Origin of the sequence: Mucilaginibacter sp. (assembly GCF_035492695.1) — a bacterium.
In the GTDB taxonomy this organism is placed as follows: Bacteria; Bacteroidota; Bacteroidia; order Sphingobacteriales; family Sphingobacteriaceae; genus Mucilaginibacter.
The window spans coordinates 43,088-60,162 of the sequence record NZ_DATJJC010000015.1; the positions used below are offsets into that span (position 1 = coordinate 43,088).

Below are 17,075 nucleotides of genomic sequence, written 5' to 3' on the forward strand. Positions count from 1 at the left end.
AAAAAAGCCGTCAAATTGTGTTAACCATGTTAACCCTGCCAAATCCACAAAAAAGCGGCCAGCATTACGCCGGCCGCTTCAACAAACAAATCAATCAAACAATATTTTATTCGCCGCGGGTTGCATTACGCGGGTCGGGCTTTGCATGCAGTTGGTATTCATGCGGCGCTTCTGCGCCCATCAGGTTCTTTACAAAATAATCCCACCGGCGACGCATCATATATGGCGAGAATTGGCCATAGCCATGCGGACTGTTCGGGAATACGATCAGGTCGTAGTCCTTATTAGCTTTCTCAAGTGCATCTATCACCAGTAGCGTATTTTCGGGCGGCACATTATCGTCCATCAGGCCGTGGGCCAGCAGCAGTTTGCCTTTCAGGTTCCTGGCGTAGTTCTCGTTTGCCTGCGCATCGTAGTCCGAGTTGGTAACAAGGCCGTCGTAGCGCTCGCCCCAATCGTCCTCGTAGTTACGGTTATCGTGGTTGCCTGATTCAGATATGCCCACTTTAAAGAAATCGGGGTACCTGAACATCGCACATGCGGTGGCAAAACCGCCGCCAGAATGCCCCCAGATACCCACTTTATTGGTATCGATATAAGCATATTTCTGCGCCAGCTGGCGGATACCCGCAACCTGGTCGGGCAGGGTATTTTCGGCCATGTTGCCATAGCTCATATCGTGGAAGCTTTTGGAACGAAGGGGGTTGCTGGTGCCTTCAATTTGTACCACCACAAAGCCAAGCTCGGTAAGCGCATTACAATCGCCCCTTGAGGCTGCAAACGACCAGTTACCCACACTGCCGCCCTGCGGACCCGGGTATATATAATCAATGATCGGGTATTTTTTGTTCGGGTCGGCGTTGGCAGGGGTAAACAGCAGGCCATAAATATCTGTTTTGCCGTCGTGCGCCTTAACCGAGAAGGGGATAGGGGCGTGCCAGCCGGTGGCGGTAAGTCGCGAAACATCTGCTTTTTCAAGCGTTGTCAGCATCTTCCCGTTCATATCGCGCACTACGGAAACCGGCGGAACATCGGGCTGCGAGTAGGTATCCACAAAATAATTTTCATCAGGCGAAAACGAAATTTGGTGATTGCCGGCATCGGGGGTAAGGTCAACCAGGTGTTTGCCATCAAAACCGATCTTGCAAAAATGGGTAAAATAAGGGTTTACCTTGTCCATGCCATCGGCATCAAAATACAATTCCCGTTTCTTTTCGTCTACCTTAACCAGGCGGGTAACTACCCAGTCGCCTTTGGTGACCTGGTTCTTTACTTTACCTGTAGTGGCATCATACAAATACAGGTGCCCCCAGTTATCGCGTTCCGAAAACCAGATGATCTCGTTCGATTTTGGCAGGTAGCGCCAGTTGATGGCCCCCCATCCCGATTCGTATTGTGTTTTTACGGTTTCCTCAAATACTTCGCGTACCGAACCTGTAGCCGCATCCGCAATGCGGAATTTCTCCTGCTTATGGTCGCGCGATGTGGAAACAAAGGCCAGCTTGCTGCCGTCTTCACTCCAATCGTTATCGTCGAAAGTGCCGCTGCTGGCTATGTCGTCGCTCAGCGTGGCCCGGTGCGGGTCGGCCGGCACCTGCAATTTGATCACTTTCGGGTTATCCACCTCAATGATCACACGTTCTACCATAGGGATAACCTTATCGCCGGGCAGGGGGTATTTCCATGCCTTCAAAACAGGGTGCCCTACGTTGGTGCTCACCAGGTACATATCGCCAACCTGGCGTTGGTCGTCTTTAAAAGTTGCTATCTTTTTTGAATCGGGCGACCACCGCAGTACGGCGCCGTCGCTGTGCTTCCAACCGGCGTTATCAGTAGCGTAGCCGTAATCTTTCGATCCATCGGTAGTAAGCTGGGTTGTTTTACCGGTGGCTACATCTTTTACCCATAAGTTCCAGTCCTTAATAAACGCTGTTTTTTTGCCATCGGGCGATGGCACCTCCAGCCCGCCGCCCCTGCGCCGCCCGCGCGTTTCCCCTGCGTTGCTTTTCAAAGATTTTGAGTCGTCCTTGGTGCAGGTGTAACCGGCCAGGTCGCATTTCCATTGCTGGCCATCGGCACGAAAGATCACTGACTTATAATCGGGCGAGAAACTAATGCTTTGAAAAGGCAGCATAGCTGCAGTGTATTGCTTGCCGGTAGCCGCAGAAAGTGAAGCCGCCAGCTTTGCATGATCGAACGCCGCCGCGCGGGTTTTCTTTGCAGGATCCACCAATACGAATTCGCTGCCATCGGCGGTCAGTACCCTGTACCAGAACTTGTCGCCCGGCAGCCAGTTGGGCCTTACCGATGCATGGTCGATATAAGGCTCGGTTCCGTAGTTAAGGCGGCTTTCTGCCCGTTCGTAGTCTTTGGTGGTTGTAGCGGTTTGCGCGTTTACCGTTAAGACACACGCCAGCGGTATGGCGGTGAGGAAAAGTTTATTCATCGCAATTCAGTTAATATTGAAAAACAATATTGCGCAAAATAGATGGGCTTAGCAAGAAGCTATTGTAACAGCTTTGTTGTAAGGGAGTTTAGTCAGAAGTCTTGAGTCGGGAGTCTTAAGGAGTATTTGTCTGAACTGGAATTTATGGAATTCTTGAATGGACAAAATTCTGCAAATTCTCTAATTCTGTAAATTCCAGTTCAGACAGTAGAATGGTGCATGAAAGGGATCGCTCCGTCACCTAATCACTAATCGCCAATCACCATCCCCCAATCACTTATCCTTCGTCATCACCCCGATGATATTCCCAGCCGGGTCGGAAAGCCAGGCGATATCGGGGCCATAGCCGTTGCCTCTCATAATGCCTTTTTCATCAGTTTTCATATCGCCCCAGTCGTATTGTTCAAATGTCACGCCGCGCGCTATCAGTTCGTCAACAGCTTTTTCCAGGTCGTCGACAGGAAAGTTGAGTACGGTAAACGTGGCAGGCTTATGATCGTCTTTCGGATAAACCATAATAGGGTTATTGCCGGTAGTATGTATCTGCAGCATATCGATGCCAACATTAATTGTTTTTACTTCCAACCCGAGCGTGTTCTGGTAAAAATCTTTAGCCTTTTCAATATCATCGACTGAAAAACTGCTGAATGCTTTGCTGTCCTTTAACATAGGTTTTGTTTTTTGGTGTATATATAATACAAAGTTAGCCAGCCTATGTTCCTGGAAAAAGGGCGGAAAACGACAATAATAAGGTGCTTTTATGCCAGTTCGTTAATATTGATAGATAACGTAGCCCCAGGGTTCAAGTTTCCACTCTTTATCCGAAAGAGGCTCCTTGTTATACATAAACACGTTATAGGGATTGCCATAAAGCGACTTGTCCTTCACGCTGATGGTCTGCTCTTTTGCCGACAGGTTCAGGATGATCAGTACCTTTTTACCTGCCTTTTCGCGAACGTAAGCGTATACGGCTTTAGGGTCGCCGGCATCTACTTTCGCGAACGATGCATCGGATGAAAGCGCTACATCATTTTTGCGCAGGTTAAGCAGTGTTCTGTAAAATTTGGCCCTCGCGAAATTCTTGAAACCCATCGGGTCTTTATCGAAGAATTTGATGGCACGCAATACCGGCTCTTCCTGCCCGCTGTAAACTAAGGGCACGCTGTGATAGAATGTCTGCGAGAATACAGCGAACGGAGCATGCGACGCGCCCGGGAACACACCAAAATCGGCTTTGTTCCAGCTGTTTTCGTCGTGGTTGCTGGTAAAGCCCAGCTCGAGGCCGTTCTTCGGGTATTCCTTATCGTATTTGGCTTTAATGCTGTCCAGCGCAAATGCCGGAGCGGCGCCTTTCGCCACATCTATCATTTTATGAAACATATCCCACGAGTAGGTAGCGTCAAAGCCGCTACGGTGTAAGTAGTCTTTATCGCCCTCGGCTAACATAAACAGGTTGCGGCCTTTGCGCAGCTGGCTGATACATCTTTTCCAGAAACTTTCCGGTACGTTCCAGGCCACATCGCAGCGGAAACCGTCAATATTTGTTTTCACGAGCCAAAATTTCATCGCGTTGATCATGCTGTCCTGCATCACTATGTTTTTATAATCCAGCTGGCGGGTGTCGTCCCAGCCGTAGGGAATAACGGCCTTACCATTCTTATCTTTTACATAAAAATCGGGGTGTTTTTTAAGCCAGTAATGGTCGGCGCCCGTATGGTTAGGCACCCAGTCAATGATCACCTTCATGCCTTTGGCATGTATCTGGTTCACTACCTGTTTAAAATCATTAAAGTCCCCAAATTCGGGATTGATGGTGGTATAGTTTGAAACCGCATAATAGCTGCCAAGCGAACCCTTGCGGTCAACTTTGCTTATGGGATTTATCGGCATAAACCATATCGTTTGCACGCCCATTTGCTTCAGCCGGTCAAGGTTTTTGGCGAACGCCTTAAAAGTGCCTTCTTTGGTGTATTGACGAACGTTGACCTCGTAAATATTACCCTGCATTATCCACGCCGGATGCCCGTCGATGGTTTTTGGCGCTTGCGCAAAAGAGCAGGTACATATAAATGATAAGCAACTCAGCAGTACAAGCATTGAAATGCCCCTGCGTGTTTTAGTTCCCTTAAAATGCATGTTAATTTAGATTTGAATCGAAATTAAGCATTTAGATATAAAAAACACGCAGAGACACTTAACTAATAGTTTTAACGCTCATTCTCAACAAATTCCCTGATCGATGTGCCTATGATATAGGTCCACCCTGCGCTGAAGCTTTCCCTTGCAAAATCCTTATTGCCGGTCGGGAAGGTTTCCAGTCCTTCATGCGTCAGCTTTAGCCTTGTCGCACTACCTTCGGCAAACAGCTCAAAGGTAACAAACGAATTACCGGGATAATCCCGGTAACGCCAGCTATATTGCAGCGTTTTACCGGGCTCCACTTTGGTTACCTTGCATAAATGCACATAGGTTTTCTCCTCACTGCCGCCATTAAAGGTAAACTCAAATCCCACTTCCGGCCTGAATTCAGTAATATCAAAATACCATTGCTTCATTTTGTCCCTGTCGGTAATCGCTTCCCAAACTTTTTGTGGCGAAGCATTAAGTGTACGCTCAATTACAAATGGTTCTGCTTTCATTTTTTCTTATTTTTAGTTGGTTTGATCTTCTCGTTCGCTGCGGCGTCCGTCGCTAAAAAATCTTCCAGCGCGTCCAGTTTCTGATTCCAGAATACGCGGTACTGCTCAACCCATTGCGCCACCTCATTAAGCTTCTGAAGTTTTGCCTCGCAGTATCTTTCCCTGCCAACTTGTTTTATAGTAATGAGTCCGCATTGGGTCAGTATTTTGATATGTTTTGATATCGCGGGCCTGCTCACATCAAACTGATCGGCAACAGCATTCAGGTTCATCGACCTGTTGGCTATCACGTTAATTATCTGCCGGCGGGTAGGGTCGGCTATCGCCTGGAATACATCTCTTCTCATTTTTTGGCTATTTGTAACCGTTCGGTTTCAAATATAGATGTAACCATTTGGTTACGCAAGTTTATTTTTAATTATTGTTATACCTGGCTTGCTTATAACGTATCTGTTGTTAATAAAAGATTAGCTACATTAGCATAGCTAATTCTTATCACACAGTCAATTGAAAAACCTTATGGAAAAGTCGTTTATTTACCTTTTTGCATGTTTGTTAATGTGCACGCTTTGGTTATCATGTGGCAAAACCCAGGTCAGCCCCGTAAAAAAGTCAAATAAAATAGGTGTTACAGATACCGCCAACCAGGGTAATGTAATCCCGAGTCCGGATATTGATTCAGCTGATATGCTGGGCACATGGAAATGGAGTGCGCAATACGACCTGGGTAACCCGCTCGGCGATGTATTAACACCTGCAAATACCGGCATACAGGAAACGCTGACGATTGACGCCAGCCACAACTGGACACAAACGCAAAATGGCATAGCTGTCAATTCAGGAAAATACCGGTTTGGTGTCATGATGCCTCCTTCGGGCTGGCCGGTGGCATTTCTAACCTTGAGCAATAAATCAGATCCCAATGCCCAAACTTATGATACACTGGATTTTACCAAAGGATTTTCAGGGTCGTTCGCAGTATCAAAAGACTCGCTAGTATTTTACGGCGTTTATGGGCAATCTAATACGGTGACGCAAAGGGTGTACACGCGTTAGAAACTGCGAATTATTATTGAAATTTGCAGGAATTACTTTCCGGCAAACCCGGGAATGTAGCCGCAACGTTATGACAGATCAAAAACAGGCAAATAACCCGCTGCACGGTAAGACTTTAGAAACAGTATTGACTGCCCTGGTAGATAAGTATGGCTGGCCCGAATTGGCTTACCGTATCCGCATTAATTGCTTTTTGACGGACCCAAGCATTTCCTCGAGTTTAAAATTCCTGCGGAAAACGCCATGGGCACGGAAAAAAGTAGAGGACCTGTACGTAGCCGCTTTTGCGAAATAAATCGCCGGCTTCACACGCCGCTTTTCTATAAAATCAATAACCTTTCGTATTTTATAGAAAAACATCTAAATTGAACTCACCAATTTTAATACTAAGTTATGGTGAACATCAATTCAAAAGGTGCGGAACAAAATACCTATGACGCTATTGTGATCGGTTCGGGCATCAGCGGCGGCTGGACTGCAAAAGAGCTATGTGATAACGGGTTAAAAACGCTTGTCCTCGAACGCGGACGAAACGTTGTACACCTGAAAGACTACCCGACCGCGCTGAAAAATCCCTGGGATTTTCCGCACCGCACTTACGAGCCGCTCTCTGTTTCAAAGGAAAACCCGATAGTGGAAAGATGTTACGCATTTAATGAGACCAGCCAGCATTTTTTTGTAAAAGATAAAGAACACCCCTATGTGCAGGAGAAGCCGTTCGACTGGATACGCGGTTACCAGGTAGGGGGCAAGTCGCTGCTTTGGGCACGGCAAACCCAGCGCTGGAGCAAATACGATTTTGAAGGACCCGGCCGCGACGGTTTCGCTGTGGACTGGCCGATACGCTATGATGATATAGCTCCGTGGTACAGTCATGTCGAAAAGTTTGCGGGCATAGCTGGCAATCACGACGGGTTGGAAACTTTGCCTGATGGTGAATTTTTACCCGCCTGGGAAATGAACGCGGTTGAAAAAGATATGACCGCACGCATTAACGGTCATTACAAAGGCAGCCGGAATGTGATCATTGGCCGGTGTGCGCACCTCACCAAACCGAACGAGATACACAAGCAGCAAGGGCGCGGCCAGTGCCAGGCGCGCAGTTTGTGCGAGCGCGGTTGCCCTTTCGGCGGATATTTTAGTTCCAATGCCTCCACTATCCCCTGGGCATTAAAGACAGGGAACCTTACTTTAAGACCTGATTCGGTTGTGCATTCTATCATTTACGATGAAAAGAAAGGCAAGGCAACAGGTGTTAGGGTAATAGACGCCCATACCAAAGAAGCCACCGAATATTACGCGAAGATCATTTTTGTGAATGGTGCCACCATGAACAGCAACCTGATCATGCTGAACTCTACCTCGTCGCGTTTCCCCAACGGCCTGGGTAACGACAGCGGCGTGCTTGGTAAATATGTGGCGTTCCATAACTATCGCGGCAATGTTTACGCCACAATGGATGGCTATCTTGATTCGTATTATTACGGTCGCCGGCCCACAGCTATTATGATGCCCAACTTCCGGAATGTTCAAAAGCAGGAGATGGATTTTCGCCGCGGCTATATGACATTTTACTCGGTGGTAAGGACCGGTTGGGGACATGAAACCGACGGACCGCAATTAGGCGCACAATTCAAAGAAAATATTGCCGAACCAGGGCAATGGGTTGTTTATACCCAAATGCAGGGCGAAACTATCCCGAAAGAAACCAACCACGTAAGCCTGAGTACGGATGAAAAAGACCAGTGGGGTATACCGCTGCTCAAAACTTCAGTTGCCTACGATGATAATGATGTGAAAAGCATGAAGGATTTTATGGCCCAGGCATCGGAAATGTTGGATATAGCAGGCTGTAAAAATATCAATACGCACGATACCAACCAGGCGCCCGGCCTTGATATTCACGAAATGGGCGGTGTACGCATGGGCAGGGACCCCAAAACATCGATCCTTAACAACTGGAACCAGGTACACAGTTGCCCGAACGTTTTCGTGACCGATGGTTCGTGCATGGTGTCTACCAGTACACAAAACCCGTCTTTAACCTTTATGGCGATTACGGCCCGCGCCGCAAACCACGCTGTGGAGGAGTTGAAGAAAGGGAATGTATAAAAAGTTATAATAGGGCACGTTGATGGTGCCATATCTTAATTATAGAGCTTTATGGGTCGCCCGGGCCATTGTTTTTGCCATTCTTCTTTTGGTTGAGCTTTTCTTTATAATTAATTCCGCCAAATCCACCTAAAATACCCCTGTTTTTAGTGTTAAAGTGCGTAAAAACCACAAGCAAATACCGTGAAAACACGCTGGTTGAATTGATTAGCTATAACTAAATTCACTTTAATTAAAATTGTTTAATTAACTGGAAAGCAGTTGATTGGAACAGGCCCGGGTTACGCCGAAAACGGGATGAAAGAGTAGGCGATAAATTTAGCAGATATGTTTGACAGTTCAGTTCTCAATGTTGTGATCGGGCTTATTTTTATATTTCTGATTTATAGCCTTTTCGCAACCGCCGTCCAGGAAGCCATTTCGAGTATACTTCAACGCAGGGGAGGCACCTTATACCGGGGTGTGGTTAGTATGCTAACGGATACACCCGCGCAAGGCAGCTTTTTTTCGCGCGTGTGGGCTTATATTACGTCGTGGTCTGTTTGGCAATGGGCCAGGGCGCTATTCAAAAAACCAGAGATCAATACCTTATATCAAATATTCTACCATCACCCCATAATTAAAAATTATGGCGAAAATGCGTTATACAATAAACCCGCTTACCTGACGTCCGAAAACTTCGCTTCGATCCTGGTCGAAACCATAAAAAACCTTGAATCGGCTAACGAGATAAAACCTGCCGATTTTAAAATGATACAGGACGCCATAGTAAAGTACAGCAATCTGCCTGCAGAGCTGCAGGAAAATTTCCCTGGCTGGACTCAGCCGGCTATCGCTTATATCGATTGCGAAACTTTTAAAATACTAAATTTTCATTTAAACGAAGCAGCCGGCGACCTGGATGTTTTTAAAGCAAGGCTTGAAAAATGGTTTGACGACAGTATGGCGCGTGTGAGCGGGTGGTATAAAAGAAACACCCAAACCTGGCTCTTCATCATTGGCTTTTTCCTGGCGATGATCCTAAATATTGACAGTATCCAAATAACCAAATACCTGTCAAGAAATAAAGAAATAGCCGCAAAACTGGCTGATATGGGCACAGCCGTTGCTGCCAATACACACTACAAGGATTCTGTAATAACTGCCGAAATATTCAAAGAAGTAAAGGCTCAAAAAGATTCGGTAAATACCTTGCTGGGCCTGGGATGGAAATATAAAAGTGATCACCCTACTGACGAAATCCTCACAGTATTAAAAGGAACATTCGCAACTTCATGGACCAATTTCTTCGGCATATTTATTTCGGCCATTGCCATTAGCCTTGGGGCTCCGTTTTGGTTTGATCTGCTGAACAAATTTGTCAATATACGGGCATCGGGAAAAACCGTTAAGTCGAGCGGCAGTACCACGAAAACCAATAAGTCAGACGATAATACCGACGGATAGTCATGGCAATCAACGTCAAGATCAGGATCGCAATTTATATCCGGCGAGGACCGGGTAAAAGCTTTGACCCGCCAATAGGCAGGATAACGCCGAGCGGCGCCATAGTCGTAATGGATGGCAAGGAAGAGGGTGAATCGTGGAAGGGGATAAATACCTGGTATTTCAAAATCAACAACAAAGGCACTAAACAGTATTATTGGGGAGGGGGGATAGAAGTATCAGACGGCGAAGAGGAAGCCGTTAATGGTGATAATGATCTTGATGCGAATGCTCAGAATGATGCGGGTAATGAAGAGGAAGCGGAAAATTTGCCGGGCCCTAATGCAGGCGTCTTGGATGAAGGAATTGATTTGCAAACTGATGCTGCCAGCTCACCCGTAACGTACAGTTGGGAAATCACCGACTACGGAATCGATAAGTTATGGGAACAGTCAAAAGGGGCGGGAGTGAAGGTGGCGGTAATTGACACTGGCTTAAATTACAACCATACCAACATCAGGAATAAAAAAAATATTGAATATTTAAACTTATCCACCGGTTCCACAAATCGCGAGGATTGTTTGGATACTAACGGCCACGGAACCCATTGCGCAGGAGTGATTTGCGCACAAGGCCCTGATGTTTACGGCATAGCACCAGACGCGGATCTGTTGGTCATCAAAGCAACCGATGACGGGGATATGCAATGCAAAGACCTGGCGAATGCTATTATTAAAGCGGTTGATTTAAGGGCCAACATAATTTCGGTAAGCTATAGCTTTCTTAACCGGGAGGCGGATATTGAATTGTTAAAAACAGCTGCACAACATGCAAGCGACAACAATGTATTGATAGTTGCCTCTACCGGGGATTCGGGGCCTGTTGTAACAAAACCAACCTTTCCGGCTTCGTATCCCTTCAGTGCCGGCGTTGGGGCCAGCGACCAAAATAAAAGCCTTTGGACCGGAACGACCATAAATCCTGACATCGATATTTTAGCGCCCGGGGTTAATGTTGTTTTGATTGGACCAGGTGATGCCGGAAAAACTGCGGACAGCGGCACCAGTTATTCAACCCCTTACGTGGCAGGCGTCGTCGCATTACTTATGGCGGCATCGGGCAAGCCGCCCATCGACATTGCTGATGAGTTGAAACAAAGTGCGGATAGCCGGGATGGCATACGCGATCAGTTACAGCAACTTTATACCGAACCGGACCTGATAGTGCCCATTGGCGTCATCAAACCATAATTCAGAAAAAACTAATCCATCAACCTCATGAAAAAATATTTAGTAATCACGGCTTTTTTGACATTGGCTTTTAATTGTCTATATGCCCAAAGCGCATATTACGATGCTCTTAAACTACGAAGCCTGATCGTAACGGATAACAAAGGCAGGCACTTTAATACGAAACCAGACTCATTGTTGAAGGCCGGCAATATTTTATTCAACTATATGAAACTGGATAAAAAGATTGATTCAATCAATTGGCATGTTATCCATGACGAATTTACATCGGATCCGAATTTTAATCCTTTTCTGACACCTTTGATTCCTAATAGTCCCAATAGTGGTAATGAGCCTAAATCTTCCGGCACAAGTTTATCGCTTCAAAGCATCGGTAATCTTGATGTTACCAACTTTGCTGACGGCCTGGCGAAATTCCTGGTTAAACGGACAAAGCAGGAACTGGCCACCGCTTTTTTCGAACGGTTTAAAGACAAGCTCGACAGCATAAAACAGCTTAGGATACTCTTTCCTACAACTTACAGGGCGTTGAGCGCAATTGACCAGGAAATTTATAATTACGCAGCCTATGTCGACTTGTTGAGGGAGTCGTTTCAGAAAGATCTCGCCATGATCCTGCCTAACTTTGCCCTTCTTGTTCAGGATCCGAGTATGCAGCCGGTGTTTAAAGCGCTGCCATACCTGAAAACCATTATGTTAGATGGTTTATTTCTTATAAACGAATTTAACGAAGGGAAGCACCCGGGCGAAGCATTTCATGATTATATCGCTGAAAGGGCCGACACTACGCTCAATTTAATAAACAAAAACATATACCCCTCGTTACAGATCCTTGATATTTTCTCTCAATCACTAAGGTCTGGCGCGAAGGATAAATATTGGATCAGTGCCGATTCACTTAAGCTCCTGTTTAAAGATAAAATAACGTTTCAGATATACATGGGCCTGGTTTACCAGCAATTGACCAATAAGGACATTGTTTTTTATGACAAAGAAGGGAAAATGGTGGATTTTAAAGCCTTCCTTACAAAACATGCAGCCGAGATTGTACAAGACGAAGAACGTTATAATAGTTACCTGTCCGACTTGATACAAAAAGCGAATGAAGCGGATAAATATTTTATCGTTATCAAGCAATTGATTCAAAAAGGACAGGACAAGCCTACTTACCAGGACTATTACAGTTTATATAATTCAGCCCTTACTCTTTTTGAACAGTTACTGCCAACGCCCACATTGTTGAACCTGAAAACCAATATCACAATGAATGTTATTGACAGGAATGAGGATAAAGTTCACAAGTATTTGTCTGTAGCCCATTCGTTAGGCAATATTTATGTAGATATCTACGAAAAACAGTACCCGTCGGCGGTGATTGAAGCCAGCACGATTTTGGATCTGCTGCCCGGCAACCCTTCAAATCTTAGCCAGCTTTATATCAAGTACGGGAATTTCGCGTCAGTATTGGCCAAGGCGCAAAATAGCGATGAAGTTGAGGAAGCTATTGAAGCAGTCGCCATGCCCGCAGGAAGCTCGACGGTGAAAAGGGAGTCGGAATTTAATGTATCCCTTAACGCCTATGTAGGGCCGTATTTGGGATATGAGAAAATACATGGTATTGATGCCAAAAAGATGGGTGCATTTGGCGTAACAGCGCCAGTGGGTATTGCCGTTAGCTGGGGGCATCGTTTATTGTTTTTCCCTACGGGAAATTCGAAATGGTCAACCTCATTATTTGTATCCCTTATTGATATTGGTGCGCTTACTTCTTATCGGTTTAGCTCAGCCGGTTCAAAGGTTGGTACCGACAGCACAGCACAGGTGGCGCAGGTGCCCAGGATACAGTTAAAAGATATTATTAGCCCTGGCGCATTTGTATCTATAGGCATACCGCGAACACCAATTTCGTTCTCAGGAGGATTTCAACTCGCCCCTAACTTCCGCAATGTGAGCTTGAGTACCAATAACACGGTTATAAATGGCTATGGCGACAATAAGCTTTATACAAGATGGTCATTCTCCATATTAGTGGATATTCCCTTGTTAAACTTTTACACCAAAGACAGAAATCCTTAAACTTTTTTTGGCGGCAGATCAAAAGCTGTTGCATCGTGTTCAAAATGACCCTTGTGCGATCCGTCGCAGAAGGGTTTATTTTGTGATAAGCCGCAGCGGCAGATGGACACGATAGTGCGGCCCTGCAGGCCGTATACATTACCCTGCGCGTCCACTATTTCAAAGTCGCCGTCTACCTTAACTGATCCGTTGCTGTTTATTGTCAATTTTGTTGTTGCCATGCGGCGAAGATAGGCAGAAAGCTCAAAGCATAAAGACCAAAGCTTTTTTTGTGGAAAAAACGAGCTGCGGCCTGTGCGACACCTTCCCCTGTAATCAGGGGAAGGAGGAGGATAGGGTTCGCTCAAAACCCGCTGTCATCTATGGCAAAGTTGTTTTTACGCTCCTTCCATTTACCATTGGTAAAATCAGGGAACTGCTGCGGCATGTTGCCTTCGGCGAGTGATTTTTCCGACAGTGGGGTAATGACGCTCATCGTAACCGAATCATAAACATCGATAGGGGTAGGGCCCTTCTTTTTCACCGCTTCAACAAAAGCATTAAATACAAACCAGTCCATCCCGCCATGGCCCGCGCCGGCAGCGTCGTTGGCGTATTTTTTCCATAGCGGGTGATCGTATTTATCAAACCATTCTTTAGCCGGGTCCCACTGGTCTTCTTTTTTGGATTGATTTTCGATATAAACCGACTCATTCACATCCATCCAGATGCCTTTGGTACCCTGTACACGAAATCCTAACGAGTATGGCCGCGGCAAATGCGTATCATGACTTAACATTACCGTTTCGCCGTTGGCGCAGTTGATCATCGTGGTAACTACGTCGCCGTTTTTAAAGTTGATCTTTGCCGTGGGGCTGCCGGGGGCCAGTTCTTCTACGTAAGCATTCAGGCCCCTCGATTTGCTGGCAAAAGAAACAAGATTGGTGAACCTGTTGCCACGCGTAATATTGGCATAATGCATTACCGGCCCTGCGCCGTGGGTAGGGTAGATATCGCCATTGCGGTCGATGTTGAATTGCGTGCGCCATTGCGCTTCGCTGAATGCTTTCGGGCCAAATTCAACACCCTTACCGCCGTATGGCTTGCCGTCGTTAAACAATACATCCCGTAAATTATGCTGGTATCCGCCCTCCAGGTGGACGATCTCGCCAAACAAGCCTTGCCGCACCATATTTAATGCAGCCATTACATCGCGGCGGTAGCAAACATTTTCTAAAGTCATATAAGGGATACCCGTTTTCTCTGATGTTTTGACAATATCCCAATGGTCGTCGAGTGACAGGCCCGCTACTACTTCGCAGCCCACGTATTTGCCCGCCTTCATGGCATCAATGGCCTGCGGATGGTGGAACTGCCAGGGCGTAGCGATAATAACCGCATCAATATCCTTTCGGTCGAGCAAACCTTTGTAGGCATCCAGCCCGCCGGTATATTCTTTTGGCAGCGGTTTGCCCGCTTTTTTGAATTGCTGGCGGCAATATTGCAGCGAACTTTCCTGTGTATCACAAATCGCGACGATCTCGACATCGTCCCTTAACAATCCCTCACCTATATGGCTGCGGCCGCGTAACCCGACGCCGATATAACCCAGTCTGACCTTTTCTGAACTTGCTGCGAAAAGCGAACCCGAGGGAAGTAGGGTAATGCCGGCTGTGGCCAGCGCGCCCTGTTTAATAAATTCTCTGCGATACATGATTTATTCGTTTTTTTTGGTTTAACTTTAGTTATGCTAAGTTAGAGAAATAATTCTTTGTGTGTGCGGACACAATTTAGCATCTGTCAACCAATTTTTAACATCTAATCTAAAACCTCAAGTGCGATCGCTGCAGATTCCTCTGTTACCTTCTCTCGGTAAGGGTATTATTTTGCATGATATTTCGCTGATGCTCGGTAACCAGCATCACCCTATCGATTTTGTGCCCTGGCCCGAATTTCCGGATAAGCCCAAAGTCTCGTTTGCCATAGGCCATTGCCATGACCATATCTATATCAAATACGACGTGACCGAAAAAGAAGTACTGGCACGATATAAGCATATTAATGACCCGGTGTATAAAGACAGCTGCGTGGAGTTTTTTATCGCTTTCGACGAGGAAGATGCCTATTACAATATCGAATTCAACCGGCTTGGTACCTGCCTTGGCCGTTATGGAACCGAACGGGAAAACCGCGCCGAACTGCCTGCGGACGTATTGCGGACCATAAAATACGACCGCACATTAAAACAGGTTGTTGAAAATGATGAGCCCGTTATCAACTGGACGCTAACCGTATCGGTGCCGATATCGGTGTTTGTTTTTCATCATCTCGCCACTATTCAGCAAAAGAACGTCAAAATGAATTTCTACAAATGCGGCGACGACCTTACTCATCCGCATTACCTGGCCTGGAATAACATCATTGCCCCTGAGCCCAATTTTCATTTGCCCAAATTTTTCGGGCAAGTGGAGTTTTTGTAAGGGATTACACGCCGGATGTTCGGCTAAAGCATTTTCGCCCTTGTTATTTTGTCCGCCCCATAAATGGGACGGCAATTTAATGGATAATTATAGCCTGGGCCGACTTAGCCATTGCCGTTGGCTTCAGCCAACGGGTAAAAATAATTCACATCCGGCTTTAGGCAAATTCCGGAATATTCGTCATTAAGTTTTAACTTTATAACACAACCAGTTAACCCAACCTCACAAATGGAAAGCATCATCCCACAAAAAACAGGGCGCCTGTTATCGCTCGACGTCATGCGCGGCCTTATTATGATATTTTTAGCCGGCGAGGCATGCTCAGTTTATGAGTCGTTGCGGGAGCTGCATGTTGGCGGTGTTTTCGATACAATACTCCTCCAGTTCGATCACCACCCCTGGCACGGCCTGCGTTTGTGGGACCTGATACAACCCGCCTTTATGCTGATGGCAGGGACGGGCATGTATATTTCTTATGCGCATAAACGGGAAAAAGGGATCACCTGGGCGCAAAATTTCAGGCATGTAGCCCTCCGTGCGCTCAAACTGTTTATCCTGGGTACGGCTGTGCAGTGCTTTTACAAGGGGCATTTGGTTTGGGAACTATGGAATGTGCTTACGCAACTATCGGTAACAACGCTTATCGCTTATTTCATCATTAACCGGTCCTATACTTTTCAAATTGTTGTTTCGGCCCTGTTGCTTATTTTGACCGAAGTGTTATACCGCAATATTTTGATGAACGGCTTTGATACGCCTTTTGTGGAATATCACAATTTTGGCGCCTACATGGATACCGTGCTGATGGGTAAGATCAATTTTGACGGATGGGTAACCATCAATATTATACCTACTGCGGCGCATACCATTTGGGGGGTGCTGGCAGGTAAATTGCTGATCTCGCGCAGGACCTCGAAACAGAAGATACAATACCTGGTTATGGCCGGCGTGATAGGGCTTATATTAGGTTTTGGATTAGATAAAATGCATATCACGCCCATTATCAAACGCATCGCCACCAGTTCCTTTACCCTTGCTTCGGGCGGATGGGTATTCCTGCTGATGGCTTTTCTTTACTGGGTGATAGACGTAAAAAAGATAAACAAATATGCCTGGATAGCCGTGGTGGTGGGCATGAACTCTATTTTTATTTATTACTTTTTCAATACCGTAGGTTATCAATGGTTTAATGGGGCGGTGGCCATTTTTGTGAAGGGCTTTGCCGGGCTCGCCGGTATAGCGCCGAAAGCTTTGGCGGTGCTATCTGCTTTGGTAACCTGGGTGCTGGAATGGGGGCTATGTTACTGGCTGGCGAAAAGGAAGATATTTGTGAAGTTGTAGCAGTCTGAACAGGGATTTTCAGTATTAAAGAATTTGAAGAATTAGGTGAACGGTACTGATTAAAATTCAGGTAATTCATAAACTCTAAAAATTCGAATTTAAACTAAAAGCAGCACAGAAAATTCTTTAATTTCAAAATTTATATTTTATAATGATTTTATAATCAAAATTTTAGCTAACTTAACTGAAGTTTTTGTTTATAAAAATGGCATTCTATAAATTTGAGCATTATCAGCACCCCGTCAACGGATATTGGTAAACAAAAAGACTT

The 17,075-nt window shown here is 45.9% G+C and carries 15 protein-coding genes and 1 pseudogene; 8 read left to right on the forward strand and 8 right to left on the reverse strand.

The window, feature by feature from the left end:
- Window positions 1–106: 106 nt before the first annotated feature.
- The 6 genes and pseudogenes from VL525_RS22825 to VL525_RS10045 all read right to left on the reverse strand — a co-directional run bounded on the left by VL525_RS22825 (window position 107) and on the right by VL525_RS10045 (window position 5,432).
- Entirely contained in the window at window positions 107–733 is a 627-nt protein-coding gene (locus tag VL525_RS22825; protein WP_414684751.1) for a prolyl oligopeptidase family serine peptidase, read from the reverse strand.
- Between the two features lie 300 nt (window positions 734–1,033).
- Window positions 1,034–2,446, reverse strand: a pseudogene (locus VL525_RS22830) (DPP IV N-terminal domain-containing protein); the annotation flags it as partial.
- A gap of 273 nt (window positions 2,447–2,719) precedes the next feature.
- A complete protein-coding gene (locus VL525_RS10030) occupies window positions 2,720–3,115 on the reverse strand; it encodes a VOC family protein (RefSeq protein ID WP_325385995.1) in 396 nt (131 codons plus the stop codon).
- A 102-nt stretch (window positions 3,116–3,217) separates the two neighbouring features.
- A complete protein-coding gene (locus tag VL525_RS10035; RefSeq protein WP_325385997.1) occupies window positions 3,218–4,582 on the reverse strand; it encodes an alpha-amylase family glycosyl hydrolase in 1,365 nt (454 codons plus the stop codon).
- Between the two features lie 71 nt (window positions 4,583–4,653).
- A complete protein-coding gene (locus tag VL525_RS10040; protein ID WP_325385999.1) occupies window positions 4,654–5,085 on the reverse strand; it encodes an SRPBCC domain-containing protein in 432 nt (143 codons plus the stop codon).
- Window positions 5,082–5,432, reverse strand: coding sequence for a metalloregulator ArsR/SmtB family transcription factor (locus tag VL525_RS10045; protein ID WP_325386001.1), 351 nt, complete (start codon window positions 5,430–5,432; stop codon window positions 5,082–5,084). The genes VL525_RS10040 and VL525_RS10045 overlap by 4 nt, the downstream gene beginning before the upstream one ends.
- Window positions 5,433–5,604: 172 nt before the next feature.
- On the opposite strand from VL525_RS10045, the gene VL525_RS10050 reads away from it, so the two are divergent.
- The 6 genes from VL525_RS10050 to VL525_RS10075 all read left to right on the forward strand — a co-directional run bounded on the left by VL525_RS10050 (window position 5,605) and on the right by VL525_RS10075 (window position 13,004).
- Window positions 5,605–6,141, forward strand: a complete 537-nt coding sequence (locus VL525_RS10050; RefSeq protein WP_325386003.1) for a hypothetical protein — start codon at window positions 5,605–5,607, stop codon at window positions 6,139–6,141.
- Between the two features lie 70 nt (window positions 6,142–6,211).
- Window positions 6,212–6,436 (forward strand): VF530 family protein, encoded by a 225-nt coding sequence (locus VL525_RS10055; RefSeq protein ID WP_325386005.1) that lies wholly within the window; start codon window positions 6,212–6,214, stop codon window positions 6,434–6,436.
- A gap of 98 nt (window positions 6,437–6,534) precedes the next feature.
- Window positions 6,535–8,253, forward strand: a complete 1,719-nt coding sequence (locus VL525_RS10060) for a GMC family oxidoreductase (protein ID WP_325386007.1) — start codon at window positions 6,535–6,537, stop codon at window positions 8,251–8,253.
- A gap of 327 nt (window positions 8,254–8,580) precedes the next feature.
- A complete protein-coding gene (locus VL525_RS10065; protein ID WP_325386009.1) occupies window positions 8,581–9,699 on the forward strand; it encodes a hypothetical protein in 1,119 nt (372 codons plus the stop codon).
- Window positions 9,700–9,701: 2 nt separating this feature from the next.
- A complete protein-coding gene (locus VL525_RS10070) occupies window positions 9,702–10,928 on the forward strand; it encodes a S8 family peptidase (RefSeq protein WP_325386011.1) in 1,227 nt (408 codons plus the stop codon).
- Between the two features lie 27 nt (window positions 10,929–10,955).
- On the forward strand, window positions 10,956–13,004 hold the full coding sequence (locus tag VL525_RS10075) for a hypothetical protein (RefSeq protein ID WP_325386013.1): 2,049 nt from the start codon (window positions 10,956–10,958) through the stop codon (window positions 13,002–13,004).
- Here VL525_RS10075 and VL525_RS10080 read toward each other — a convergent pair.
- Window positions 13,001–13,225: a CDGSH iron-sulfur domain-containing protein gene (locus tag VL525_RS10080; protein ID WP_325386015.1), complete on the reverse strand. Its 225-nt coding sequence runs from the start codon at window positions 13,223–13,225 to the stop codon at window positions 13,001–13,003. The genes VL525_RS10075 and VL525_RS10080 overlap by 4 nt on opposite strands.
- A 122-nt stretch (window positions 13,226–13,347) precedes the next feature.
- The gene (locus VL525_RS10085; protein WP_325386017.1) at window positions 13,348–14,697 is read right to left on the reverse strand and encodes a Gfo/Idh/MocA family protein; all 1,350 of its coding nucleotides are present in this window, start codon (window positions 14,695–14,697) and stop codon (window positions 13,348–13,350) included.
- Between the two features lie 121 nt (window positions 14,698–14,818).
- On the opposite strand from VL525_RS10085, the gene VL525_RS10090 reads away from it, so the two are divergent.
- Both VL525_RS10090 and VL525_RS10095 read left to right on the forward strand, forming a co-directional pair.
- Window positions 14,819–15,463, forward strand: coding sequence for a carbohydrate-binding family 9-like protein (locus VL525_RS10090; protein ID WP_325386019.1), 645 nt, complete (start codon window positions 14,819–14,821; stop codon window positions 15,461–15,463).
- 228 nt (window positions 15,464–15,691) lie between these two features.
- Complete coding sequence (locus VL525_RS10095) at window positions 15,692–16,804, forward strand: DUF5009 domain-containing protein (protein ID WP_325386021.1); 1,113 nt, start codon at window positions 15,692–15,694, stop codon at window positions 16,802–16,804.
- The last annotated feature ends 271 nt before the right edge of the window (window positions 16,805–17,075 follow it).

Excerpts from the sequence above, each read along its gene's own strand:
- VL525_RS10030 (WP_325385995.1), bottom strand. The coding sequence starts at position 3,115 with ATGTTAAAGGACAGCAAAGCATTCAGCAGTTTTTCAGTCGATGATATT.
- VL525_RS10035 (WP_325385997.1), bottom strand. The coding sequence starts at position 4,582 with ATGCATTTTAAGGGAACTAAAACACGCAGGGGCATTTCAATGCTTGTA.
- VL525_RS10040 (WP_325385999.1), bottom strand. The coding sequence starts at position 5,085 with ATGAAAGCAGAACCATTTGTAATTGAGCGTACACTTAATGCTTCGCCA.
- VL525_RS10045 (WP_325386001.1), bottom strand. The coding sequence starts at position 5,432 with ATGAGAAGAGATGTATTCCAGGCGATAGCCGACCCTACCCGCCGGCAG.
- VL525_RS10050 (WP_325386003.1), top strand. The coding sequence starts at position 5,605 with ATGGAAAAGTCGTTTATTTACCTTTTTGCATGTTTGTTAATGTGCACG.
- VL525_RS10055 (WP_325386005.1), top strand. The coding sequence starts at position 6,212 with ATGACAGATCAAAAACAGGCAAATAACCCGCTGCACGGTAAGACTTTA.
- VL525_RS10060 (WP_325386007.1), top strand. The coding sequence starts at position 6,535 with ATGGTGAACATCAATTCAAAAGGTGCGGAACAAAATACCTATGACGCT.
- VL525_RS10065 (WP_325386009.1), top strand. The coding sequence starts at position 8,581 with ATGTTTGACAGTTCAGTTCTCAATGTTGTGATCGGGCTTATTTTTATA.
- VL525_RS10070 (WP_325386011.1), top strand. The coding sequence starts at position 9,702 with ATGGCAATCAACGTCAAGATCAGGATCGCAATTTATATCCGGCGAGGA.
- VL525_RS10075 (WP_325386013.1), top strand. The coding sequence starts at position 10,956 with ATGAAAAAATATTTAGTAATCACGGCTTTTTTGACATTGGCTTTTAAT.
- VL525_RS10080 (WP_325386015.1), bottom strand. The coding sequence starts at position 13,225 with ATGGCAACAACAAAATTGACAATAAACAGCAACGGATCAGTTAAGGTA.
- VL525_RS10085 (WP_325386017.1), bottom strand. The coding sequence starts at position 14,697 with ATGTATCGCAGAGAATTTATTAAACAGGGCGCGCTGGCCACAGCCGGC.
- VL525_RS10095 (WP_325386021.1), top strand. The coding sequence starts at position 15,692 with ATGGAAAGCATCATCCCACAAAAAACAGGGCGCCTGTTATCGCTCGAC.